Source organism: Campylobacter coli LMG 9860 (genome assembly GCF_000254135.1).
Lineage (GTDB): Bacteria > Campylobacterota > Campylobacteria > Campylobacterales > Campylobacteraceae > Campylobacter_D > Campylobacter_D coli.
This window is the reverse complement of record NZ_AINS01000022.1, coordinates 1-20,828: the sequence shown is the minus strand read 5'-3', so window position 1 is coordinate 20,828 and position 20,828 is coordinate 1. Positions and strand designations below refer to the sequence as shown.

Below are 20,828 nucleotides of genomic sequence, written 5' to 3'. Positions count from 1 at the left end.
TCGCTTTTACTTTCTGCTTGTATAGGCTTAAAAGGCTTTTCTTTGTTTTCTTCTAAATTTTCTTGCAGTATTTTCTGCGATGAATCAATATTGTTAAAATCAACAAAATATTTTTTTTGAAGCTCAAGATATTTTTCTTTAAATTCATCTATACTTTTGCTTGTGTGAAAAATTTTAACATAAGCTTCATCATAACTCACCCCATCAATATGCATCCAACGGGGGTGTTTGGCATTCTTATCCATCCATTGAAATAAATTTTTAACTTCTGACTCTGGTAATTCATTGTTTCTAAGTTTATCTTCTATTGAACCCTCGACTAATTCTATTTTATCGCTGAATTTTTTAGAAATCTTATACAAATCTATCAAATCATTACCTAATTCTTCTCTTTGTTTTTTTGCAAGCTCAGGATTTCCATTTTCAATACTTTCATCTCTTATTTTGGTAAGTGTTTGCAAAGGATTGTTTCCAAAATATCTATTAAAAGAGCTTAGAGGAAATACTATCATCTTTATCACCTTGGAATAGATTTTATTCTAAAGTAAATCGGCAAAAAATGATTTTTTTAATATTTTTACTCATATATTTAAAATATAAAGCGCAAGTCTTCTAGCCCTTGAAAAAATCTTACTTAATCTTCCAAAGTCCTTATAATCAAACTTTTGGGCAAATTAAAGTGTTCTATAAGTTCTTTTTCTTTTTCTCTCATTTCTCCATTATCTACCTCATGATCAAATCCAAGCAAATGAAGCATGGCATGGATAAAAAGCAAGCTTACTTCCTCTTCAAAACTATGTCCTAACTCTTTAGCCTTCTGCTTTGCCAAATCTATATTAATCACAACAGAACCCAAAGGCAAGCTCTCATCGATATTTTCAAGTGGAAAAGAAAGCACATCGGTGGTTTTATCTTGCTTTCTTTGCTCTAAGTTAATCTCTTGCATTTCCTTACTTTCTACAAAAACAAGTTCCACATCCTTAGAGCTTAAAAAACTTGCTATAGGCTCTAAAAATTCGCATTTTTCATCACTTAATATCATAAACCCTCCTTGATCAATTGATACAAATTCCCTATTTCTTCATCACCAAAAATCGCACAATTTTTACTTTCATAAAAATTTTTTAATTTCTGCTTTTCAAATGCATAACCTAAAGCACAAGTGTGATGCGAAGGTAAAAAAGCACGAATTAAAGTGATGGGATTTTCTATGCTTTCATCACAAGCAAAACATCTAAATTCTTGATGGAGTCTTCCCTCAAATTCTAAAATCTTAAGATAAGCGTCCACAATCACGCGCTTGGGATTTTGCTTTTCAAAACGCTTTACACATTCATCTAAAAGCTCAAAATAAAAACTTTCAAGTACTTGAGCATCTTTTAAATGATGATACAGAAGACGGATAAATTCCTGCCAAATCAGCATTTTTTCACGATCCATAATCCATACAAAACCCAAATGCAAAACATCCTTAAGTCTTGGCAAAAAGCTAGGATTTTCATCTAAAGCAAAATCAATTTTATAACCATTTAAAATACTAGAATGTCTAAGCCCATAAAAACGATACGCCTTGATAAGCTCTTTAGGGCTTAAAATATAAACAATCAAATCCTCATCTTTTACTTTTTGCGTATGAAGTATAAAGCCTTGCATTAAAGTATTTCAATGCCATAAGCTCTAAGTAGATCAAAAGCGGATTTTTCTAAATTTTCATCAAAACTTGCACTTAAATTTTGATGGAGTATAAGTCTTGAATTTGGCTTCGCGCTAAAAGCTAAAATGATATTACAAAAGACGCAAATATGGGAAACAAGTCCTGCAAAATGGATTTCTTCGTATTCACTTTTTGCGATAAAATTTGCAAATTCTAAACTTCCAAAAGTATTTTTATGAAAAACCTTATGAGCTTTTTGCAAAAAGGGAGTAAAATCTTTAGGCATTTGCCAACCCAAGCTATCTTTTATACAATGTTCGATAGGCAAATTTAACCCTTCCTTGCTCTTTAAATAATCCTCATCATGAGTATCATAAGTAAGAAGCAAATGCGTGTTATTAAAATCGATTTGATTTAAGGCTTTAAGAATATTTTCTTTGATCTTTAAAGCCTTATCAAAACCTAAACTTCCATCAATAAAATCATTTTGATAATCCACTAAAACAAAAGCTTTTTTCATATTTTTGTCCTTTCTAGCCAAAAACTTTCTGTGTGTAAATTTGCAAAAGCAGTTTTTAAGCTTGTAAAAAGCTTAGGATGATCTTTTTCTAAATTTGCTAAAAGCTGTTTAGCTTCTTCTCTAGCGTGTGGAAATTTTACATTTTTTTCACTGAGTTTCATACCAGGACAAAATTCATTTCCTATCACGCTAAGTTCATTTTGCGTAGCATTATCCCTAAGCTGTCTTTCTCGCACAAAAATCAAAGGGCGTATCACAGTTACACCGCGTTTGCTTTGATAAATAGGCGCTAAGGTTCTTAAAGCTCCATTATGAATAAAATTCATAAAAAAGCTTTCTGCTGCATCATCTAAATGATGAGCTATAGCAAGCTTGTTAAAACCTTTTTCAAGAGCGTAAGTATATAAAGCTCCACGACGCATTCTCGAAAAATAACTACAAAAACTTGAATTTTCTCTTATGGTATCGCCTGAAACTTCATAAATATTTGAATCAAGCACGCTATGTTTAATGCCGTGTTCTTCACAATGTGCATGAAGATGAGAATAATCCTCGCCCATGCCATAACTCAAAGTTACCGCTTCAAGTTCAAATTTAAAAGGAGCGTGAGCTTGCACACGATTTAAAAGATGGGCTAAAGCCAAAGAATCTTTCCCACCGCTAAGCCCTAAAAGAACCCTATCTCCATCTTTAATAAGTCCAAATTTAGCATTAGCTTGTGCAACTTGGCGTATAAGTTTTTTGCTAAGATTTATCATAATTTCTCGCACATTTTAAGCACAAAATTGGCCGAAATTTTAGCTGAATTGATCACAAACTCATCAAAATCAAATTCAGCCTTTTCGCCGGCTTTATCACTCATAGCTCTTAAGATAAAACAAGGCACCTTTAAAGCATCACAAACCAAAGCCACACTTGCGCCTTCCATTTCACAAGCATCCGCATTGAAAATTTCTCTAATTTTTGCTTTTTTTGCTTCATCGCAAATAAACTCATCACCCGTTGCAATAATACCTGCACGAAGTTTGATATTTAATTCTTTTGCGACTTCTAAAGCAAGATTGTTTAATTTATCGTCTGTCTTTATAAAAATTTCATTTCCTGGAACAAAACCCAAAGGATGTCCAAAAGCAGTGATATCAAGATCATATTGAGCTAATTTTGTTGCATAAAGCAAATCACCAATTTCAAGTTCAGGATTAAAAGCACCTGCAACTCCTGTAAAAAGTAAAACTTGCGCGCCAAATTTTTCTATCATTACGCTAGCACTTAGGGTAGAATTTACCTTGCCTATCTTAGAATAAGCAAGAATAAGCTCATGATTTTTATAGTTTGCAAAATAATAAGTATTATTAGCGTGTTCTATTTTTGTATAATTTTTAAGTGTTTCAAGCAAAGGAGTGATTTCTTCACTCATTGCACCTAAAATTGCTATTTTCATTTATATTACCTTTAAAAATTCTTCTATATCATTCATATTTGTTAAAGCATAAGTTTCTTTTGAAGTGATTTTTTTATTCAAACCTTTAAGCACACTAGCGCCAAATTCTATAAAACAATCTGCTTCATTTTCACAAGCCTTAATGCTTTGTTTATAAAGCACAGGAGCTACAAGTTGGGTTTTTAAAAGCTCAAGAGCTTCTTGTTTGCTCGTATAAGCTTTAGCTGTAGCATTAGAAATTACAGCTTTAAAAGTAGGCTCTAGTATTTTTTCAAGCTCTATGCAAAGTTTATTAGACGCGTTTTCTAAAAGCGGACAATGGCTTGCCACGCTCATATTTAAAAGCATAGCTCTTTTAGCGCCTGCTTCTTTAAATGTGCTTTCATAGCTTGCTAAATCAGGTTTTAAACCTGCAACAACGATTTGCCCATCGCAGTTATAATTAGCTGCAAAAATTTTTTTATCTTCATCTCTAGCTTTTTGACAAAGCTCTTCCACTTTTTTATCATCAAGCCCTAAAATTACCATCATACCCGCTTCAACTTTTGCACAATCTTCTTGCATAAAAAGTCCTCTTTTATGCACAAGCATAGTTGCTTCTAAAAAGCTAAAAGCACCATTGATCGCCAAAGCTGAAAATTCACCCAAGGAATGACCCAAAGCAAATTTAACCTTAATATCAGGTTTTAATTCACTCAAAGCACTATAAGCCATTAAAGAATTTAAGAGTATAGCAGGTTGTGTAAATTCACTTTTGTTTAAATCATCATTTTCGTTAAACAATAAATTTTTAAAATCAATTTTACAAAAATCGCTGGCATTTTCTAGAAGTTCTTTTGCGGTTTTGGAGTTTTCATAAAAATCTTTACCCATGCCAAGACTTTGAGAGCCTTGACCTGGAAAAATAAATACAGCATTCATCTTAGTGGCAACCACATCCGCCGCCACCGCCACCGCAGCATCCGCCACCGCCATGCCCGTGATGATCATGTCCATGCCCATGTCCGCTTCCACAACCACAACTATGGCTTCCTGCTATAATGCCTGTAAGAAGCTCATCTTCACTTGCTGCTCTGGCATCTACTATATTTAAAGAAAAAAGCAAATCACGACCTGCATAAGGATGATTATAATCAATAGTTACATCATTATCGCTGATTTCTTTAACAGTTACGCGAACGGTTTCTCCGTTTTCACCCTCGCCAAAAAGCTCCATACCTATTTTTAAATCAATGCCTGCAAATTGCTCTTTTGGTAAAACTTGCACTGCATTTTCATCGTATTCGCCCAAGCCTTTATCTTTTTTAATCACGACATCAGCATTGCTAGGGCAATCAAGCTTCATCACTTCTTCTTCTAAAGCTTCTAAAATTTGCCCTTTGCCTAAGATAAAAGAAATCGGTTGAGCATATAAATTTGATTCTAAAACTTCATTTGTATTTGCATCTTTTAGTTCATAAAACATTGAAACTACGCTATTTTTTTCTATAGCCATTTTTTCTCCTTGATATTATTTTCTATTGGGGGAAGCTTTTGCTTCCGGTGAATTAGGATAATTTGTCTTTAAAGCCTTATAAAACCCATTAGCTGTTTTTGGATCTCCTATCTTATCAAGAGAAATCGCTGTGTGATATAAAAGCTTTGGAAAATAATCCCCTTTAGTGCTCAAAGCAGAGCTTTTTTTATAATAAGCAATAGCGTTATTGTATTTCTTTTGCTTATACTCAATTTCTCCTAACCAAAAATTTGCCCTTGCAGGTTTGTATTGTTTTGATATGAGATAGTTTAACTTAATTTTGCTATTCTCATAAGAATTATTATTTAAATCTTTGATAGCCAAGTCTAAAATTTCGTTATTTTTTTTCTTTTTCCAAGAATCATCTATTTGTTTAACTTCTTTTTCTTGCACTGGAGCAACACTGGCATTGTTTTCATCGCTAGAAGTTATGTTTTTATCATCGATCGATAGAGGTACAACAACTGTATTTTTGATACTTAAATTCGTACTATTTAAGTCATCTTTAGACACATAATTTGCGTTAATAGAATCAACCAAAGAACTTAATTCGGTTAAAATTTTCTTAATTTGCTTATTGTTAGCATCTTGAATTTTTCTACTTTCTTCAACATAAGCTTTTAAATTTTGAAGTTCTGTGCTTAAATTATTTTCCATAGCTTCAAAACGGGTTTCAAGTTGCGTTAATCTAGAATTGGATTTGGCATACTGCGAATTTATACCCTCTAAAGTACTTTGCAATCCTTCAACTCTTTGTTCAATCTCATTAATTCTAGAATTTGCTTGAACATTATTATTGCTTAAAGTATCTAATTTTTCCTTGAGTAATTTTTCACTTGATGTTAAACCATAGGGGGAATTACTGGTTAAATCTCCTGCACCAAAAGCAGAGCTTTCTGCATAAAGTAAAGTAGCTCCGATAAGAGCTACTGAGAATATTTTTTTCATCAATTATCTTGATAGTTTAAATTCTGCACGACGATTTTGAGCATCGCAAGCTTTTGTTTTTTCTGTGCATACTGGATTTGTTTCACCATAGCTTTTAACAGCAATTCTGTCAGAATTTACACCTTGAGCAATTAAAGCTTCTTTAACTGCTTTTGCTCTTTTTAAACCTAAAGCTTGATTATACTCATCTGTTCCCCACTCATCGCAATTACCTTCAACAGTAATGCTTACACCGCTTACTTCATTGTTGAAGATATTAGCATTTGTATTAACAACATTTTGCATATCTGGGCGGATATTAAATTTATCAAAATCAAAATATACTTTTCCTAAAGTATCATTAAGTTGAGAAATTTTTGAATCAATATCCCAACCATCACTACCACCTGTTCCACGATTCGAATCTACACTTGTATCACCACTTACGCTAGTGCTTTTTGTGCTACAACCACTGATAACCAATGCAAATGCTGCAATAGAACTAAAAAGAATTTTTTTCATTTATGACCTTTCAAAGTTAATAAATTGTTAGCATTATATCTAAAATTAATTAAATTTAACCAAAAATTACAAATTTTTACCAATCAATAGACTGAATTTTCCCAACTTTTAATGGAAAATAAAAAGTCTTGTTTGCATTAACACGAATAACACCTAAAGCACTCTGTGCTCCGAGATATTTGATAAAAACTATACTACCGCCATCACTTGAAAATCTAGGAAATAAATTCTTTCCGTTTGCGGTAAATTGACGAATACCTGTGCTATTGATTGACATTAAATAAATATTAAAAACACCTACTTGATTTGGCTCACGACTAGAATATACTAAAAAATCTTTATAGGTTGAAACTGCAGAATTATTTTTACCATGAAAAACTGCTTGTTCGGCAGATCCATTATTGAGATTTTGTATAAAAATATTAGGATAACCCAAGCGATCGCTAACAAAAACAAATTTACTATCATCTACGCCTATAAAGTTTCCATTTACATCTATGCCTGAATAATTCGTAAGTTGAGTTAAATTTTTAGAATTTAAATCATACAAATAAACATCAGGTTGATCTTTTGGAGCCATAGTCACAAGTAACTTACTACCATCTAAGCTTACATCGCTTGCTACAACCATACCTCCACTTGCTAAAATTTTACTTGCTTTATTAGTTCTTAAGTCATAGCGATAAAGCGTTGGTCTATCATGATCGTATGCGGTATAGTAAAAAATACTTTGCTCTTTATTTCCCCATTTAGGAAATAAATTCAATCCTCCATCAATGATTACTTTTTGATATGTTAAAGTATAATCGGCCATGATAATTTGACTTTTTTTAGAGCTTGAATTTCTGGCAATTAAAATTTTATGATCCATCCATTCAACAGGAGCAAGTCCTAATGCATTTACCGAAGCTTTTACGCTTTTGTGGGCCAAAAAAGGATACTGCTCTACACCATTTAAAGCATAGGTTTGACTTGATTTTTCCAAGCCTCCTGCTTTGATCTTAACATGCAAATTTAAAGCATTGCCATTTTTACTCAAATCGTATTCAAAAGTGTAATTTGCAGCTTCTGAACTTGCATCACTTACAACTTCAAAATTTGAACTTACTTTCAAGTCATTTACAATGATATTATAAAAACTACGCTTTAAATTAATATCACTTAAATTCGAATTGTCTTTAACAATGATTTTTGGTAAGACTACGCCTGAATTTACGACATCAATCACAGGATCTTCTGCCCAAAGTATTCCTAAAAAAATTAAAAATACTGTTACAATTTTTTTCATTTTTACTCCTCAATTATTTTTGAATTTGCGCCTCATCTTTTAAATTCATAGTAATACTTATGCTTTTATTTTGAGGTGGATAGGCTATAAATTTACCTTTTTGGTTTTCTAAAAATTCGGCTACTTTTGCGTCGTATAAAGAATTTCCGCTTTTTTCGACTGAAGTATAGCCAAAATTTCCATTTTCATCAATAAAAATTTTTACCTTGACTGAAATATTTTCACTATTAGGATGATATTGTCTCCATCTTTGGGCGATGGTGCGCACCACCTTTCCCAAAAACTCATCATAAATCCCTGTCTTTTGATTTTTAATACTTTCGCCTTGATTGATACTTTCTTCTTCAAGTAAGCTATCGTTTAATTGCTTTACAAGCTCTGAAGCTTGAGTTTTTGAACTGCTTGTTGTTTCTGATTTAGCGCTTGATTGTATTTTAGTAGTTTTTTCCTCTTGTATCTCTTTGATACTACCAAAAAGCTCATTAAAATTGCTGGCTTTTTGATCCACATCTTCAGTTTTTACTGCTTTGTTTGTAGTTTGTGCAAAAAGTTTTTCAATATCAAGCTCTTGGGCAGGTTTTTGAATATCTTTAGGAGCGCTTTGCTCATTTACGACTTTTTTTGAGGGTTCCATAAGCTCTATGTCGATAAAACTATCTTGAATATCCGTATATTGGATTGCAGGTTGTATGTGGGTTACGAGTCTAAAAAAAATAAGAATTATAATAAAAACATAAACCGCAACAGCAAGCAAAAATGAATTTATCTTGCCTAGACCATATTCTTTCATAGCTTATTCTGTTTGCAAGGCGACTTTATTAAAGCCCAAATTTTTAATACTTTTTAAAACAAAAATAACATCATCGTATTTTAAACTCTTATCAGCCCTAATAAATACCGGTTCGTCGGTATTAAATTGTGCTTTTTTTTGCGCAAGATTATCTGCAAAGCTTACAAAACTATATTTTTCTTGATTTAAAAATATCTCTTTTTTAGCATTAATACTAACAATTAAGCTTTTAACACTAGGAGCACTTGTGGATTTTTGACTTCCTTGAGGAAGATTGATTTTTTCTTCATAAGTAATGCTTGGAGCTGTTACCATTAAAATAGCCAATAAAACAAGCATGATATCAACCAAAGGAGTTATATTAAGCTCTGGCTTCTCATCGTCAAATGGCATATCTTAAATCCTATTTGTTAGAACTAATAACTTTAATCTCACTATCAATTATACTTAAGAGCTCAAAAGCCTTTCTTTTAATAATAAGATGAAAAGTATAAGCAGGAATAGCAACCAAAATACCACAGCCTGTGGCAACTAAAGCTTCACTGATCTTAGGTGCAATAATACTTAAAGAATTTTGCGTCCCTAAACCACCAAAAGTCTCAAGTATAGAAATAACAGTCCCAAAAAGTCCTATAAATGGAGAGGTTGAAGCTACTATACTAAGCCAAGTAAGCCCATTGGATGCGCGACGACTTGCTAAATTTTTGTAAATCTCAAGATGTGATAAACTAGTATCTGTGCACTTTCTTAAAATAGAACGCGTTCTACTCAAATCTTTTTCTCCCAAGAGTAGAGCTTCTAAACTTTCTTTTTCTTTATTTTTCCAAGCTGCCAAATAAGTCATTCTTGAAAAAAGTATAAAAAAAGAAAGTATAAAATATAAGGAAAGCCAAGCTAAGACTATATAAGTAATTATGCTTGAACTTCCAAAAAACTGAAATATCGCTTCAAAATTCATCTACCTAACCTTTGCATTGTCAAGCTTTGAAAAGGTAGCAGCTAAAGCTGTATTGTCTGAACTCATAGATTTGATTAATTCTTTAGCGCTTTCAAGATTTTTTTCGATTTCGCTTTCGCTAGAACCTGAAATCCAAACCGCGCCCTTAGCCAAAACACTGATCTTATCTTCATCTACCTTAGCATGACCTGCATCAATTGCGATTAATTCATGATTTAAATCAGCTTTTTCTATATCAATTACACCAGATTTTAAAGATGAAACTAAAGCAGCATGTCCTTTAAGTACTCCAAATTCTCCTTCACTTCCTGGCAAGGTAACTGATTTTACCTCCCCTTGATAAATCACACCCATAGGTGTAACTATTTCAAAACTGATTAAATTGTCCATAAATTAACCTTTCAGTTTATCTGCTTTTGCAATAGCTTCGTCAATATTACCCACCATATAGAAAGCATTTTCTGGTAAGTGATCGTATTTACCTTCTAAAATTCCCTTAAAGCCTGCAATGGTTTCCTCAAGAGAAATATATTTTCCAGGGCTACCCGTAAATACTTCTGCAACGAAGAATGGTTGTGATAAGAATTTTTCAATTTTTCTTGCTCTTTCAACGATCAATTTATCTTCTTCGCTTAATTCATCCATACCCAAAATTGCAATGATATCTTGCAAATCTTTATATTTTTGAAGTACAGATTGAACACCACGCGCAACTTTATAGTGCTCTTCGCCAATAATTTGAGGATCAAGCATTCTTGAAGTTGAGTCAAGTGGATCAACCGCAGGATAAATACCTTTTTCAGCAATAGATCTATTTAAAACAGTTGTAGCATCTAAGTGAGCAAAAACAGTTGCTGGAGCTGGGTCTGTTAAGTCATCTGCTGGAACATAAACTGCTTGAACTGAAGTAATTGATCCCTTTTTAGTTGAAGTGATTCTTTCTTGGAATTTACCCATTTCACTTGCTAGAGTTGGTTGATAACCCACAGCTGAAGGAATTCTTCCTAAAAGCGCAGACATTTCAGAGCCTGATTGTGAAAATCTAAAGATATTATCGATAAACATCAAAACATCAAGACCCATTTCGTCTCTAAAATACTCAGCCATAGTAAGACCTGTTAAAGCAATACGATTCCTTGCCCCTGGTGGTTCATTCATTTGTCCATAACATAAGGCAACTTTATCCAAAACATTACTTTCTTTCATCTCATTATAAAGGTCATTTCCTTCACGAGTTCTCTCGCCAACACCCGCAAATACTGAATAACCGCTATGTTTAAACGCAACATTGTGAATAAGCTCCATAATAATAACTGTTTTACCAACGCCAGCACCACCAAAAAGCCCTACTTTACCACCTTTTGCATAAGGAGCAAGCAAATCCACAACCTTAATTCCTGTTTCAAAAATTTCACTTTTTGTACTTTGATCTTCAAATGCAGGAGGATCTCTATGAATTGCCCATTTTTTATCAAAAGCAACTTCTTCACCCTCGTCGATCAAATCTCCCGTAACATTAAAAATTCTTCCTAAAACTTTTTCACCCACAGGAACGCTAATAGGAGCACCCAAAGCTTCTGCTTTAAGTCCTCTTACCAAGCCATCTGTCATATCCATAGCAATAGTTCTAACTCTATTATCGCCCAAGTGTGCTGCTACTTCTAAAACAAGTTTTTGTTTTTTGCCTTCACTTTCAAAATTTACAACAATGGCTTCATTAATTTGAGGCAAATAGTCGTTAAAATCTACATCAACAACTGGACCTAATACTTGTGAAATAAATCCTTGCATTATTTATACTCTCCTTAAAAATTTTACTATTTCATTGACTCAACACCACTGATAATTTCAATAAGTTCAGTAGTGATAGATTCTTGTCTTGCTTTATTGTAAGCTAAATTAAGCTGTTTAACCCTAGCTTTTGCATTATTGGTGGCATTATCCATAGCCTGCATTCTCGCACTATGTTCTGCAGCCAAAGAATCAATTAATGCATAATACATATTGTATTCAAAATATGTTTTCATCAAATCTCCCAAGAGATCTGTATCTTCAGGTTCAAGTTCTAAAAGCGAATTCGAGTTTCCTTCGATTTGCTTTGGCTCTACTGGGATTAGATGAGAAATTTTTAATTCTTGTGTGATCATATTTTTATATCCATTATGCACTAGAACAACTTCATCAGTTATTCCATTTAAATAATCATCTACAGCAGCTTGAATAACAGAGCAAGCTTTATCATAATCAGGACTTGAGCTCAAGCCAAGATATTTTTCTAAAAGCTCTATTTTTTGAAAATTAAAATACTCAATTCCTGTTTTTCCAATAGCTCTTAAGCGAACATTGATATTTTTTTCTTCATATTCTTTTAAAAGTTCACTTACAGCCTTTAGGGTTTTGATATTAAAACCGCCACAAAGTCCTTTATCTGCTGTTATAAAGATCAGATCTACATTTTTAATTTGATTTTTCTTATGAAATAAAACAAATCTTGAATCCTCTTCATTGTGAACAATCTTATTGACTTGAAAAGAAATTTCACTTAAAATCTCATCGATTTTTTGCGCATAAACTCTAGATCTTTTTGCTGCTTCTTCTGCCTTTTTTAATTTGGCAGTAGAAACAAGCTTCATCGCATTGGTTGTTTTTTGCGTATTATGGACGCTTTTTATTTTTCTTTTAATTTCTTTTAAATTAGACATAAAAGAACCTTATAAATGGTTTACTTTAAACTCGTTTATTGCTTTAGCTAATTTCTCTTCTAACTCTGCATCTAAAGCTTTTTTCGAACGAATTTGCTCAAAAAGATCTGGATATTTTGCTTCTATAAATGGATAAATTCCATCTTCAAATTCTCTGATTTTTGAAACAGCTACATCATCCAAATAACCTTTTGTTCCCGCAAAAATTAAAACCACTTGTTTTTCAACACTAAGTGGAGAATAAGGAGGTTGTTTTAATAACTCAACCATTCTTTGTCCGCGTTCAAGTTGTTTTCTACTTGCCTCATCCAAATCACTTGCAAATTGAGCAAAAGCTTGGAGTTCTCTATATTGTGCAAGATCAAGTCTTAGAGTTCCTGAAACTTGTTTAGTTGCTTTAATTTGAGCCGCACCACCCACACGAGAAACCGATAGACCCACATTGATAGCTGGACGAATTCCTGAGTTAAATAAATCAGTTTCTAAGAAAATTTGTCCATCAGTGATCGAAATAACATTGGTTGGAATATAAGCTGAAACATCGCCCGCTTGAGTTTCGATGATTGGTAAAGCTGTTAAAGAACCCGCACCTAACTCATCATTTAATTTACTAGCTCTTTCTAAAAGTCTTGAGTGAAGATAGAAAACATCACCAGGATAAGCCTCGCGACCTGGAGGACGGCGTAAAATCAAAGACATTTCACGATAAGCCACAGCATGCTTACTCAAATCATCATAAACAATTAAAGCGTGTTTTGCATTATCTCTAAAAAACTCACCCATAGTTACACCTGTATAAGGTGCTAGGTATTGAAGTGCTGCTGGATCCGAAGCACCCGCATTTACAACTATAGTATAATCCATAGCTCCATGCTCTTCAAGTCTTTTTACAACTTGAGCCACTGTGCTTTGCTTTTGTCCTATGGCTACATAAATACAAACAACTCCTTGTCCTTTTTGAGAAATGATAGTATCTACAGCTACAGTAGTTTTACCTGTTTGTCTATCGCCTATGATGAGCTCTCTTTGGCCACGACCAATTGGCACCAATGCATCTATAGCTTTAATCCCTGTATGTAAAGGTTCATGTACACTTTTTCTAGCCATGATACCTTTAGCTTTTTCTTCTACAAATCTAAATTCATTACTATTGATAACACCTTTAGCGTCAATTGGTTCACCAAGTGCATTCACCACACGACCGATAAGAGCTTCCCCTACTGGAACTTTAAGAAGTTTTTTAAGGCGTTTTACAGAAGTACCTTCTTTTAAGCCTTCTCCTTTTCCAAGTATAACTATACCCACGCTACTTTCTTCAAGGTTTAATGCCATACCTTTATCGCCATTGTCAAATTCTACCATTTCACCGGCCATAATATTTTTAAGACCATAAACCTTAGCCACACCATCAGCTACTGAAATAATTTTTCCTGTTTCTTCAATCTCTAAATTTAAATCAAAATTTTCGATTCTTTCTTTTATGATAGAACTGATTTCATCAGCTTTAAATTTCATTACACATTCTCCTTAAATAATTTTGAGTATATATTCGCTCATCTTGTTTTGAAGAGCTTTCATTGAAAAAGAAATTTCATAACCTAATTCTTCTAGTGAAATTTTCACACCTTCATTTAAACCTACTTTATTTTGTAGTTTAATTTTAACACCAAACTTAGTACTAAGTCTATTTTCAAGCTCTTTGATATTATCTTCGCTTAATACTTCTTTAGAATAAACAGTCCCTAAAAAAATATTTTCTTTAAAAGATTTTTGTCTTTCAAGCTCTTTAGCAATTTGAGGAATGCAAGAAAGTCTTGAATTTTCTGCTAATAGTTTTAAAAAGTTGTTAAAACTAGGACTAGCTTTTTCTATTAAAGAAATAACAAATTCTAATTTTTTTTCTTTTTGAATTTGATTTGATTCTATGATATTTTTAAATTTAGGCGAAGCAAAAGCCGAACTTAAAACAGACAAATTATCATAAAATTCTGAAATATCTGCTCTTAAGGCTATAGCTTTTGCGTATCTTTTAGCTATTAGATCATTCATTAAGACACCTTCTTCATCATAATATCAATGATTTCATTCTGTTTTAAAGCAATATTTGAATCTTCAAAAATCTCTTTAAGAGTTAAAGACACAACCTCTTTTTCCATTTTTCTAAATTCATAGTCTTTTTGCTCTTCAAAATGCTTCTCAAGTAAAGCAAGCTCATTTTGAGTTTCTTCTTTAATTTTTTGAGCAAGCACCTCTGCTTCTTTTTTTGCCACAACTAAAGCTGCTGCTGCATTTGCTTTAGCTTCTTCAAGCTTTTTCATTGTGTCAAGTTTTTTTGCCTTGCTTTCCAAAAGCTTCTTTTGAATTTCGTCTAATTTTAAAGAAATTCTTAAAATTCTGTTTTTATAAAAAGCTTTAAAAGGATTTGCTACAAAATAATACAATATAGCTACAAAAATTAAGAAATTTATTGTTCTTGGAACAATATCATACTCTCCGCTACCATTAGATGCACCAAAGGCACATAAAGGCAGTAAAAAAATAAAGTAAAATAGCTTTTTCATCTTTCTCCTTAATTAGTGCTGTTTAATATTATTTTGCAAAGCTTGTTTAAGGTCAGGCAAGTGTGCTGACAAATGATCTTGAAGTTCTTTTTTTTGAGATACTAATTCAGTATAGAAGTTAGCCATTTTACGCTCTAACTCTTCCTTTTTAGCTTTTATAGCTTGTTGAGCTTCCTCTTTGGCTGCATTGATGGCATTTTGTTTGATTTTATGGATTTCTTCTCTTGTACTCACATGAATTGCCTCAACCTCGTCGTTTGCTCCTAACATTTCTTGTGAATTTTCTTTGACTTTGTTTTCGTCGTTTTTTATAGAATCATTTCTTTCATCCATAAATTTCAAAAGGGGCCTGTATAGCATAGTGTTTAAAATCACTATCATAGCTAAAAAAATAGCCATAGTAGCAAGCATTATGGAAGGATGCATATCTTCAAACATAGATCTCCTTTGGGGTATTATAAGTCTTTTATTGTAACAAATAAAAACTAATACTTTGTTAAAATTTATTGAGAATTTCAGTCAGTTTTTTAATTTTTTCAATATTGTCCAAACGAATAATGAGTTCCTTTTTATTGTTTTTAGATGCAAATCCTAATTTATTTAAAGTCTGTTTTAAACTTTGCATAGAATTTTCAAATTCTACATCTTCTGTGTTTTCTTTATTCTTAACCTTTTGAACAAGTCTTTCCGTGTCTCTTACGCTGAGTTTTTGCCCCAAAATACTGTCTACAAGTACTTTTTCATCTTCTTTATCTAAGCCTACTAAAACCTTAGCGTGTCCTTGTGAAATTTTACCACTTGCTATGAGATCTTGAGTTTTAGGATCTAAATTTAAAAGTCTTAAAGTATTTGTGATTTGGGTTCTGCTTTTATGGATAAGTTCGGCTAAATTTTCTTGAGTGATATTATAAACCTCTATTAAGTCTTTGTAAGAATTTGCAAGTTCGATAGGATTTAAATTCTCTCTTTGTATATTTTCTATGAGTGCTAATTCTCTAAGCTTGCTCTCATCGCTGTCTGACACAAAGGCCAGTATATTTTCTTTGCCTAAAATTTGAGTAGCTCTAAGCCTTCTTTCACCGGCTACTAAGATAAAACTATCATTTTTTTTAAGTACGATTATGGGTTGTATTAATCCATGCTCTTTTATAGAATTTGCAAGTTCATTTAAAGCTATTTCGTCAAAGGTTTTTCTTGGCTGAAAAGGATTTGGAGTGATTTTTGAAATTTCAATAAGACTTACTTGATTTTTATCAAGACCTAATTCCCTGCTATAAACCTCTCCTACATCTCCCATTAAGGTGCTTAAACCTCTATTTTTATTAAGACCCATTGTTTTATCCTAAAATCGAATATGCTAAATTTTGATAAGCCAAAGAACCAGGAGATTTTATATCATAAAGTATAATAGGCTTTCCAAAGCTTGGACTTTCGGCTAGTTTTACATTGCGAGGGATAACGATAAAATCATCTTCATTGCCATTTATGGTAAAAAGTTGCTTTTTAAAATTTTGCTTTAAATCCTCTACAACATCTTTAGAAAGATTATTTTGCGAGCTATACATAGTCGGTAAAAATCCTCGCACTTTTAATTTGGGGTTGATAGTTTTTTTAATAATTTTAATCGTATTTAAAACCATTGCCACACCTTCAAGCGCATAAAACTCGCATTGTATAGGTATGATAACACTATCGCTAGCAACAAAAGCATTGATAGTGATACTTCCAAGTGCGGGCGGAGAATCGATGATAATAAAATCATACTCATCAAGTACTTCTTGAATTTGGTTTTTGAGTATCATTTTTTTTTCGTTATTTTCGCCTTTTGCAAGTTCTTGCTCTATGCCTACAAGACCTATATTTGAAGGAGCTAGATGAAGTTGGGGTAATTCTGTTTTTAAAATAATATCAGAAAGTTTTTTTCTACCTATAAAAACATGATAAATATTATATTCATAATTATTGCGATTAAAACCCAAGCCTGTTGTAGCATTTGCTTGTGGATCCACATCAATTAAAAGAACTTTTTTTTCAGCCACCGCCAAAGATGCCGCTAAATTCACAGCTGTTGTAGTTTTACCTACTCCACCTTTTTGATTTGCTATAGTAATAATCTCACTCATCTTAAACTATACACCCTTTTATCGCCTAGTAAAATTGATCCATCCTCATATAAAAAAGCATTTTCAAGTGAAAATACCTTACCTTCATAATGGACACTAAATTGTCTTGATTTTTCAAATTCTAACATATACTTGCTAAAAATATGCTTCCATAAAAATTTTTTCTCTAGTCTTTGTAAAAACTCTTGTATCAAATCTTTAAGCAAAATTTCAACATCACACAAAGCTGCATCATGGGGAGCAAATTTTAAATTTAAACCCATGCCGCCCACTATAAAATCTGAAATTTTAGTGCTTATTACCCCTCCCACTTTTTTATCATCTAAATATAAATCATTGGGCCATTTAAGCCAAATTCTAGAACCTTTTTCTTGTAAAATTTCCTTTAACAAATAAGCAAAATAAATACTCACAGAAGCTAAGGGCAAATCGCTTGGCAAATCGCCTTCTTTAATGCAAAAAGAAAGATGTAAATTTCCGCTAGAACTTTGCCATGAATTTTCTCTACTACCCACACCCTTTGTCTGATTTAAGGCATAAAGGGCAAAATTTTCATTGATTTTGCCACTGCGAATTTGCTCGCATAAAAAAAGATGGGTAGAATCAATACTTTCAACACAAGCTATCTGCACTTTTAAGCCTTTTTCCATTTAAATAAGTTCTGCCATCAAGAGCTTTTTTTCCACTTTCTTGAAGTTTTTTAATGCGTAAAATTCCTTGTTTGCAAGCAAGTAAAAAGCTTTCCTTTTCAAGTTCTAAAATTTCGCCCATTTTGGCATTTTGCTTCAACTCATCCACAAGCTCAAGTTCTATAAATTTCAAACCATTTTCTAAAAAAACCCCGGGCCAAGGTGTAAAAGCTAGATATTTTTGATAAATTTCTCTTGCATTATCTAAACTCACAAGCCCATCTTCTTTTTTGATCTTTTTACAATGTGTAGCTAAGCTTTCATCTTGTTTTTTTGGAAGGAGTTTTTCATAATTTAAAAGAGTAGAAAGAGTAAGCTTTGCTGCTAAATTTGCTAAAATTTCAAAAACTTCATTTACATTTTTATCTCTTATATCGCATTCTACGCTCTCAAGCACAGCTCCTGTATCTAGTCCTTCTTCCATAAGCATCGTGCAAACCCCGCTTTTTTCATCAGCATTTAAAATCGCGCTTTGTATTGGACTAGCGCCTCGGTATTTAGGCAAAAGCGAAGCGTGTAGATTGATACAAGGAGCTATATCTAAAATAGCCTTAGGTAAAATTTTTCCATAAGCAGCAACTACTATAAAATCAGGCTTTAAAGCATAAATTTGCTCTATAACGCTCTCATCCTTTAAAGAATTTGGGGTAAAAATAGGAATTTGTGGAGCTTTTTGAAGCAAAAATGCTTTAGTATCACTTGGTGTTAAAATCTGCTTTCTACCCACAGCTTTATCAGGCTGAGTAAAAAGCGCTAAAAGCTCAAAATTTTCATCTTCTAAAAGAGCTTTTAAAATACAAGTTGCATAGCTTGGTGTGCCCATAAAAATAATTTTTTTCATCATTTCGCTTTATATAAAATTCAAGGTTTTGATTATAACAAATTTGATTTTAAAGCTAACTCAATCCAGTCAAAACGGGGTGCATCTTTATAAAAATTTTGTAAGGTTAAATGCGGAAATTGCCGAATTTTTTAAGGGAATTTAGGCCTTAAGATCTGTTTTAAAGAAATTTTGTGTAAATTCTTTTTGCAAATCTTGTTTTTGATGATCTTGGTAATTGTGTGTGATTCTTTGCTGATTTTTAAGTTTTAAAAGTTTTTCTTTTGTAATATTGGGATTGTTTTGTATCAAAGCTCTAAATTCAGGAAATTCATTAAGCAATTGCTCTTTTTCATTTTCTAAATCATTACTTGGTAAAATTCTTGGTTCTTCAATCACTATATTTAAAAAACCAGAAGCAGAAGTTCCACTCGTCGCTCTAAAAGGATTATCATAGTAAGCCTTAACCTCATTTAATGTTTTGCCTGCATACGAATGCCAAATTTTGCTTGTAGGATCGACAACTAAATGAATTTTTGGCTTTATCGCTATCATCTAAAATATCATTTAAAGCATCTATAGCCCAATTCGTATAGCCTTGCATATCTGTACCGCCTTTAGCAGAATACTCAAGCCTCGTAATAATCCCATCAAAATTTCTATCACTTTTTATACTTTCATCTATAAGTGCTTCTATACTTAAGCTTTTATCGCTAATTGTATTTTCAACATAGCCTGTTGTACTTTGAGTCATTCTTAAAACAACTGCCCCAAAATTCTTACTTAAATCTTGATTTTTTGCGACATCTTCTACTGAATTTTTTAAAGATAAATGCTCGTTATTTTCTATTCTGCCATTTTTATCCCTATCGGCATTTAAAAAATTTCTATTTATCATAATATCTTTATACCAGCCTTCTACAAAAGCGGCTGCTTTTCCGCTTAAGCCTATATTTCCATTAGAAAGTTTTAAAAAATCATTTGCGCTAAAATGATTTGTCAAAAGTTCCATGCTTTCATTGCTTAAATTCAAAGAAATTTCTTTATCATCACTAAAAAAATACACGGAATTTTTTGTATTATTATCAGTATTAAAATCTGCGACATTTCTTTTTATATTTTCACTTTTAGAAGCTGAAAATACAGCTTCATTTTTAGTAGAATAAAAAGTATCTACAGCATTTACTAAAATAGACATTAATAATACTCCACACAAACAGGCTCGCCATTTACTCTAACATTAGGTAAAGCCTAGCAAGCATACTCATCATTAGGCACTAAATTAGGATTGCAGCTACCTGGATTAATTAAATTTTGCAAAGAGCAAGTATAAGGATCGTATGCAAAAGTAGCAACTGAAAGAAGTATTTTTACTGACTTTTTCATCATTTCTTCTTAATATTATGAATTATGCGCATAATTTATTTTACTCTTCAAAACTTAAGGAAAAATAAAAATTTATAATCACTCAAATAAAGTTCCGCCTATTTGTTTATTTTCTAGCAAAAATGCCTTTGCAACACTTAAATCAAAACCACTTGCTAAAAACATTTTTTTATGATTTTCTAATAAAAATTTAGCTGCTTTTAGCTTAGTAACTATACCGCCTGTTCCGTGCTCGCTTCCTGTTTTAACACTCACATTAAGCCATTCTTCTTTGATAAATTCAACCCTTTCCAAACGCTTTGCATCGCTAAATTCACTAGGATTTTTATCATAAAAACCGTCAATATCACTTAAAATCACAAGCAAATCAGCTTCAAAAAAATGCGTCGCATAGGCACTTAAACTATCATTATCACCAAAAACAATCTCTTCAATAGCTGTGGCATCATTTTCATTAATAATAGGCAAAATTCCTAAATCAATCATCGCATCAATAGCATTTTTAGCATGCTTAGTCGCCTTTCTTGAATCAAAATCTTTTCCTGTAAGCAAAATTTGTCCACCCATTTTGCCAAATTTGGCTAAAAATTCATTATAAACGCTGATTAAAAAAGGTTGTCCTATCGCAGCTAAAACTTGTTTATTAATTAAATTTTTTCTATCTATATGAAGCTTGGTACATCCTGCTGAAATAGCAGCTGAAGTAACTAAAATAACTTTATATTTTTGCATTAATTTGGCCAAAAAAGCCACCAAATTCTCAAAGCGCTTTAAATTTAAAAGATTCTCATCGCTGATCACATGAGAGCCTACTTTTACAACTATTCTTTGCATACTTTTCTCTTTAATTTTATATGGTATTGAAATTTTTAAATTAAAAATTCATTTTATAAACTTAAAAAATTTTATCAAATTTTTTAATAAAAATGAT

Annotated in this window: 29 protein-coding genes; all 29 read right to left on the bottom strand. The window is 32.3% G+C overall.

Going from position 1 to position 20,828, the window contains the following annotated elements; all coding sequences use genetic code 11:
- Positions 1-512, bottom strand: a 512-nt coding sequence (locus tag CCO88_RS03685) for a hypothetical protein (RefSeq protein WP_002782379.1), incomplete at its 3' end; no start/stop codon positions are given.
- A 122-nt stretch (positions 513-634) separates the two neighbouring features.
- Positions 635-1,042, bottom strand: a complete 408-nt coding sequence (ybeY, locus tag CCO88_RS03680) for an rRNA maturation RNase YbeY (RefSeq protein WP_002812149.1) — start codon at positions 1,040-1,042, stop codon at positions 635-637.
- On the bottom strand, positions 1,039-1,653 hold the full coding sequence (recO, locus tag CCO88_RS03675) for a recombination protein RecO (RefSeq protein ID WP_002782374.1): 615 nt from the start codon (positions 1,651-1,653) through the stop codon (positions 1,039-1,041). The genes ybeY and recO overlap by 4 nt, the downstream gene beginning before the upstream one ends.
- Positions 1,653-2,174 carry a cysteine hydrolase family protein gene (locus CCO88_RS03670; RefSeq protein ID WP_002782372.1) on the bottom strand — a complete coding sequence of 174 codons (522 nt, stop codon included), beginning with the start codon at positions 2,172-2,174 and terminating at the stop codon, positions 1,653-1,655. Before CCO88_RS03670 ends, recO begins: the two co-directional genes overlap by 1 nt.
- Entirely contained in the window at positions 2,171-2,932 is a 762-nt protein-coding gene (locus tag CCO88_RS03665) for a tRNA 2-thiocytidine(32) synthetase TtcA (protein ID WP_002782366.1), read from the bottom strand. The genes CCO88_RS03670 and CCO88_RS03665 overlap by 4 nt, the downstream gene beginning before the upstream one ends.
- Positions 2,929-3,615 (bottom strand): aminodeoxyfutalosine nucleosidase, encoded by a 687-nt coding sequence (gene pfs / locus CCO88_RS03660; RefSeq protein WP_002778692.1) that lies wholly within the window; start codon positions 3,613-3,615, stop codon positions 2,929-2,931. The genes CCO88_RS03665 and pfs overlap by 4 nt, the downstream gene beginning before the upstream one ends.
- On the bottom strand, positions 3,616-4,536 hold the full coding sequence (gene fabD, locus CCO88_RS03655; protein WP_002782363.1) for an ACP S-malonyltransferase: 921 nt from the start codon (positions 4,534-4,536) through the stop codon (positions 3,616-3,618).
- A gap of 1 nt (position 4,537) precedes the next feature.
- Positions 4,538-5,110 (bottom strand): FKBP-type peptidyl-prolyl cis-trans isomerase, encoded by a 573-nt coding sequence (locus CCO88_RS03650; protein WP_002778696.1) that lies wholly within the window; start codon positions 5,108-5,110, stop codon positions 4,538-4,540.
- A gap of 15 nt (positions 5,111-5,125) precedes the next feature.
- Positions 5,126-6,079: a tetratricopeptide repeat protein gene (locus tag CCO88_RS03645; protein WP_002778698.1), complete on the bottom strand. Its 954-nt coding sequence runs from the start codon at positions 6,077-6,079 to the stop codon at positions 5,126-5,128.
- 3 nt (positions 6,080-6,082) lie between these two features.
- Positions 6,083-6,580: a peptidoglycan-associated lipoprotein Pal gene (gene pal / locus CCO88_RS03640; RefSeq protein ID WP_002778702.1), complete on the bottom strand. Its 498-nt coding sequence runs from the start codon at positions 6,578-6,580 to the stop codon at positions 6,083-6,085.
- Positions 6,581-6,656: 76 nt separating this feature from the next.
- Positions 6,657-7,868, bottom strand: a complete 1,212-nt coding sequence (tolB, locus tag CCO88_RS03635; RefSeq protein WP_002782359.1) for a Tol-Pal system protein TolB — start codon at positions 7,866-7,868, stop codon at positions 6,657-6,659.
- A 13-nt stretch (positions 7,869-7,881) separates the two neighbouring features.
- A complete protein-coding gene (locus tag CCO88_RS03630) occupies positions 7,882-8,658 on the bottom strand; it encodes a TonB C-terminal domain-containing protein (protein WP_002839446.1) in 777 nt (258 codons plus the stop codon).
- 3 nt (positions 8,659-8,661) lie between these two features.
- Positions 8,662-9,051, bottom strand: a complete 390-nt coding sequence (locus CCO88_RS03625) for an ExbD/TolR family protein (RefSeq protein ID WP_002782354.1) — start codon at positions 9,049-9,051, stop codon at positions 8,662-8,664.
- Positions 9,052-9,061: 10 nt separating this feature from the next.
- On the bottom strand, positions 9,062-9,616 hold the full coding sequence (locus tag CCO88_RS03620; RefSeq protein WP_002785044.1) for a MotA/TolQ/ExbB proton channel family protein: 555 nt from the start codon (positions 9,614-9,616) through the stop codon (positions 9,062-9,064).
- Complete coding sequence (gene atpC, locus CCO88_RS03615; protein WP_002779395.1) at positions 9,617-10,006, bottom strand: ATP synthase F1 subunit epsilon; 390 nt, start codon at positions 10,004-10,006, stop codon at positions 9,617-9,619. It abuts the gene before it with no gap.
- A gap of 3 nt (positions 10,007-10,009) precedes the next feature.
- Entirely contained in the window at positions 10,010-11,407 is a 1,398-nt protein-coding gene (gene atpD, locus CCO88_RS03610) for a F0F1 ATP synthase subunit beta (RefSeq protein WP_002785043.1), read from the bottom strand.
- Between the two features lie 26 nt (positions 11,408-11,433).
- Positions 11,434-12,318 (bottom strand): ATP synthase F1 subunit gamma, encoded by an 885-nt coding sequence (gene atpG, locus CCO88_RS03605; RefSeq protein WP_002779397.1) that lies wholly within the window; start codon positions 12,316-12,318, stop codon positions 11,434-11,436.
- 9 nt (positions 12,319-12,327) lie between these two features.
- Positions 12,328-13,833: a F0F1 ATP synthase subunit alpha gene (gene atpA / locus CCO88_RS03600; protein ID WP_002839445.1), complete on the bottom strand. Its 1,506-nt coding sequence runs from the start codon at positions 13,831-13,833 to the stop codon at positions 12,328-12,330.
- A gap of 12 nt (positions 13,834-13,845) precedes the next feature.
- Positions 13,846-14,367, bottom strand: a complete 522-nt coding sequence (locus CCO88_RS03595; RefSeq protein WP_002779399.1) for a F0F1 ATP synthase subunit delta — start codon at positions 14,365-14,367, stop codon at positions 13,846-13,848.
- Positions 14,367-14,879: a F0F1 ATP synthase subunit B gene (locus tag CCO88_RS03590; RefSeq protein ID WP_002786245.1), complete on the bottom strand. Its 513-nt coding sequence runs from the start codon at positions 14,877-14,879 to the stop codon at positions 14,367-14,369. The genes CCO88_RS03595 and CCO88_RS03590 overlap by 1 nt, the downstream gene beginning before the upstream one ends.
- Before the next feature lie 12 nt (positions 14,880-14,891).
- Positions 14,892-15,317: a FoF1 ATP synthase subunit B' gene (locus CCO88_RS03585; protein ID WP_002779401.1), complete on the bottom strand. Its 426-nt coding sequence runs from the start codon at positions 15,315-15,317 to the stop codon at positions 14,892-14,894.
- A 58-nt stretch (positions 15,318-15,375) separates the two neighbouring features.
- The gene (locus CCO88_RS03580; RefSeq protein ID WP_002785040.1) at positions 15,376-16,212 is read right to left on the bottom strand and encodes a ParB/RepB/Spo0J family partition protein; all 837 of its coding nucleotides are present in this window, start codon (positions 16,210-16,212) and stop codon (positions 15,376-15,378) included.
- Positions 16,213-16,216: 4 nt separating this feature from the next.
- Positions 16,217-17,002, bottom strand: coding sequence for a ParA family protein (locus CCO88_RS03575; RefSeq protein WP_002779403.1), 786 nt, complete (start codon positions 17,000-17,002; stop codon positions 16,217-16,219).
- Positions 16,999-17,652, bottom strand: a complete 654-nt coding sequence (locus tag CCO88_RS03570; RefSeq protein WP_002779404.1) for a biotin--[acetyl-CoA-carboxylase] ligase — start codon at positions 17,650-17,652, stop codon at positions 16,999-17,001. Before CCO88_RS03570 ends, CCO88_RS03575 begins: the two co-directional genes overlap by 4 nt.
- The gene (gene fmt, locus CCO88_RS03565; RefSeq protein ID WP_002839444.1) at positions 17,615-18,532 is read right to left on the bottom strand and encodes a methionyl-tRNA formyltransferase; all 918 of its coding nucleotides are present in this window, start codon (positions 18,530-18,532) and stop codon (positions 17,615-17,617) included. Before fmt ends, CCO88_RS03570 begins: the two co-directional genes overlap by 38 nt.
- 141 nt (positions 18,533-18,673) lie before the next feature.
- A complete protein-coding gene (locus CCO88_RS03560) occupies positions 18,674-19,066 on the bottom strand; it encodes a hypothetical protein (RefSeq protein WP_002779406.1) in 393 nt (130 codons plus the stop codon).
- A complete protein-coding gene (locus CCO88_RS03555) occupies positions 18,981-19,709 on the bottom strand; it encodes a hypothetical protein (protein WP_002779407.1) in 729 nt (242 codons plus the stop codon). The genes CCO88_RS03560 and CCO88_RS03555 overlap by 86 nt, the downstream gene beginning before the upstream one ends.
- 53 nt (positions 19,710-19,762) lie before the next feature.
- Complete coding sequence (locus CCO88_RS11030; RefSeq protein ID WP_002779408.1) at positions 19,763-19,897, bottom strand: hypothetical protein; 135 nt, start codon at positions 19,895-19,897, stop codon at positions 19,763-19,765.
- Positions 19,898-19,975: 78 nt separating this feature from the next.
- Positions 19,976-20,731: a glutamate 5-kinase gene (gene proB / locus CCO88_RS03550; RefSeq protein WP_002812168.1), complete on the bottom strand. Its 756-nt coding sequence runs from the start codon at positions 20,729-20,731 to the stop codon at positions 19,976-19,978.
- Positions 20,732-20,828 lie beyond the last annotated feature (97 nt).

Bases quoted from the DNA above. Each gene is read 5' to 3' on its own strand.
- ybeY (WP_002812149.1), bottom strand. From the start codon at position 1,042: ATGATATTAAGTGATGAAAAATGCGAATTTTTAGAGCCTATAGCAAGT.
- recO (WP_002782374.1), bottom strand. From the start codon at position 1,653: ATGCAAGGCTTTATACTTCATACGCAAAAAGTAAAAGATGAGGATTTG.
- CCO88_RS03670 (WP_002782372.1), bottom strand. From the start codon at position 2,174: ATGAAAAAAGCTTTTGTTTTAGTGGATTATCAAAATGATTTTATTGAT.
- CCO88_RS03665 (WP_002782366.1), bottom strand. From the start codon at position 2,932: ATGATAAATCTTAGCAAAAAACTTATACGCCAAGTTGCACAAGCTAAT.
- pfs (WP_002778692.1), bottom strand. From the start codon at position 3,615: ATGAAAATAGCAATTTTAGGTGCAATGAGTGAAGAAATCACTCCTTTG.
- fabD (WP_002782363.1), bottom strand. From the start codon at position 4,536: ATGAATGCTGTATTTATTTTTCCAGGTCAAGGCTCTCAAAGTCTTGGC.
- CCO88_RS03650 (WP_002778696.1), bottom strand. From the start codon at position 5,110: ATGGCTATAGAAAAAAATAGCGTAGTTTCAATGTTTTATGAACTAAAA.
- CCO88_RS03645 (WP_002778698.1), bottom strand. From the start codon at position 6,079: ATGAAAAAAATATTCTCAGTAGCTCTTATCGGAGCTACTTTACTTTAT.
- pal (WP_002778702.1), bottom strand. From the start codon at position 6,580: ATGAAAAAAATTCTTTTTAGTTCTATTGCAGCATTTGCATTGGTTATC.
- tolB (WP_002782359.1), bottom strand. From the start codon at position 7,868: ATGAAAAAAATTGTAACAGTATTTTTAATTTTTTTAGGAATACTTTGG.
- CCO88_RS03630 (WP_002839446.1), bottom strand. From the start codon at position 8,658: ATGAAAGAATATGGTCTAGGCAAGATAAATTCATTTTTGCTTGCTGTT.
- CCO88_RS03625 (WP_002782354.1), bottom strand. From the start codon at position 9,051: ATGCCATTTGACGATGAGAAGCCAGAGCTTAATATAACTCCTTTGGTT.
- CCO88_RS03620 (WP_002785044.1), bottom strand. From the start codon at position 9,616: ATGAATTTTGAAGCGATATTTCAGTTTTTTGGAAGTTCAAGCATAATT.
- atpC (WP_002779395.1), bottom strand. From the start codon at position 10,006: ATGGACAATTTAATCAGTTTTGAAATAGTTACACCTATGGGTGTGATT.
- atpD (WP_002785043.1), bottom strand. From the start codon at position 11,407: ATGCAAGGATTTATTTCACAAGTATTAGGTCCAGTTGTTGATGTAGAT.
- atpG (WP_002779397.1), bottom strand. From the start codon at position 12,318: ATGTCTAATTTAAAAGAAATTAAAAGAAAAATAAAAAGCGTCCATAAT.
- atpA (WP_002839445.1), bottom strand. From the start codon at position 13,833: ATGAAATTTAAAGCTGATGAAATCAGTTCTATCATAAAAGAAAGAATC.
- CCO88_RS03595 (WP_002779399.1), bottom strand. From the start codon at position 14,367: ATGAATGATCTAATAGCTAAAAGATACGCAAAAGCTATAGCCTTAAGA.
- CCO88_RS03590 (WP_002786245.1), bottom strand. From the start codon at position 14,879: ATGAAAAAGCTATTTTACTTTATTTTTTTACTGCCTTTATGTGCCTTT.
- CCO88_RS03585 (WP_002779401.1), bottom strand. From the start codon at position 15,317: ATGTTTGAAGATATGCATCCTTCCATAATGCTTGCTACTATGGCTATT.
- CCO88_RS03580 (WP_002785040.1), bottom strand. From the start codon at position 16,212: ATGGGTCTTAATAAAAATAGAGGTTTAAGCACCTTAATGGGAGATGTA.
- CCO88_RS03575 (WP_002779403.1), bottom strand. From the start codon at position 17,002: ATGAGTGAGATTATTACTATAGCAAATCAAAAAGGTGGAGTAGGTAAA.
- CCO88_RS03570 (WP_002779404.1), bottom strand. From the start codon at position 17,652: ATGGAAAAAGGCTTAAAAGTGCAGATAGCTTGTGTTGAAAGTATTGAT.
- fmt (WP_002839444.1), bottom strand. From the start codon at position 18,532: ATGAAAAAAATTATTTTTATGGGCACACCAAGCTATGCAACTTGTATT.
- CCO88_RS03560 (WP_002779406.1), bottom strand. From the start codon at position 19,066: ATGATAGCGATAAAGCCAAAAATTCATTTAGTTGTCGATCCTACAAGC.
- CCO88_RS03555 (WP_002779407.1), bottom strand. From the start codon at position 19,709: ATGTCTATTTTAGTAAATGCTGTAGATACTTTTTATTCTACTAAAAAT.
- CCO88_RS11030 (WP_002779408.1), bottom strand. From the start codon at position 19,897: ATGAAAAAGTCAGTAAAAATACTTCTTTCAGTTGCTACTTTTGCATAC.
- proB (WP_002812168.1), bottom strand. From the start codon at position 20,731: ATGCAAAGAATAGTTGTAAAAGTAGGCTCTCATGTGATCAGCGATGAG.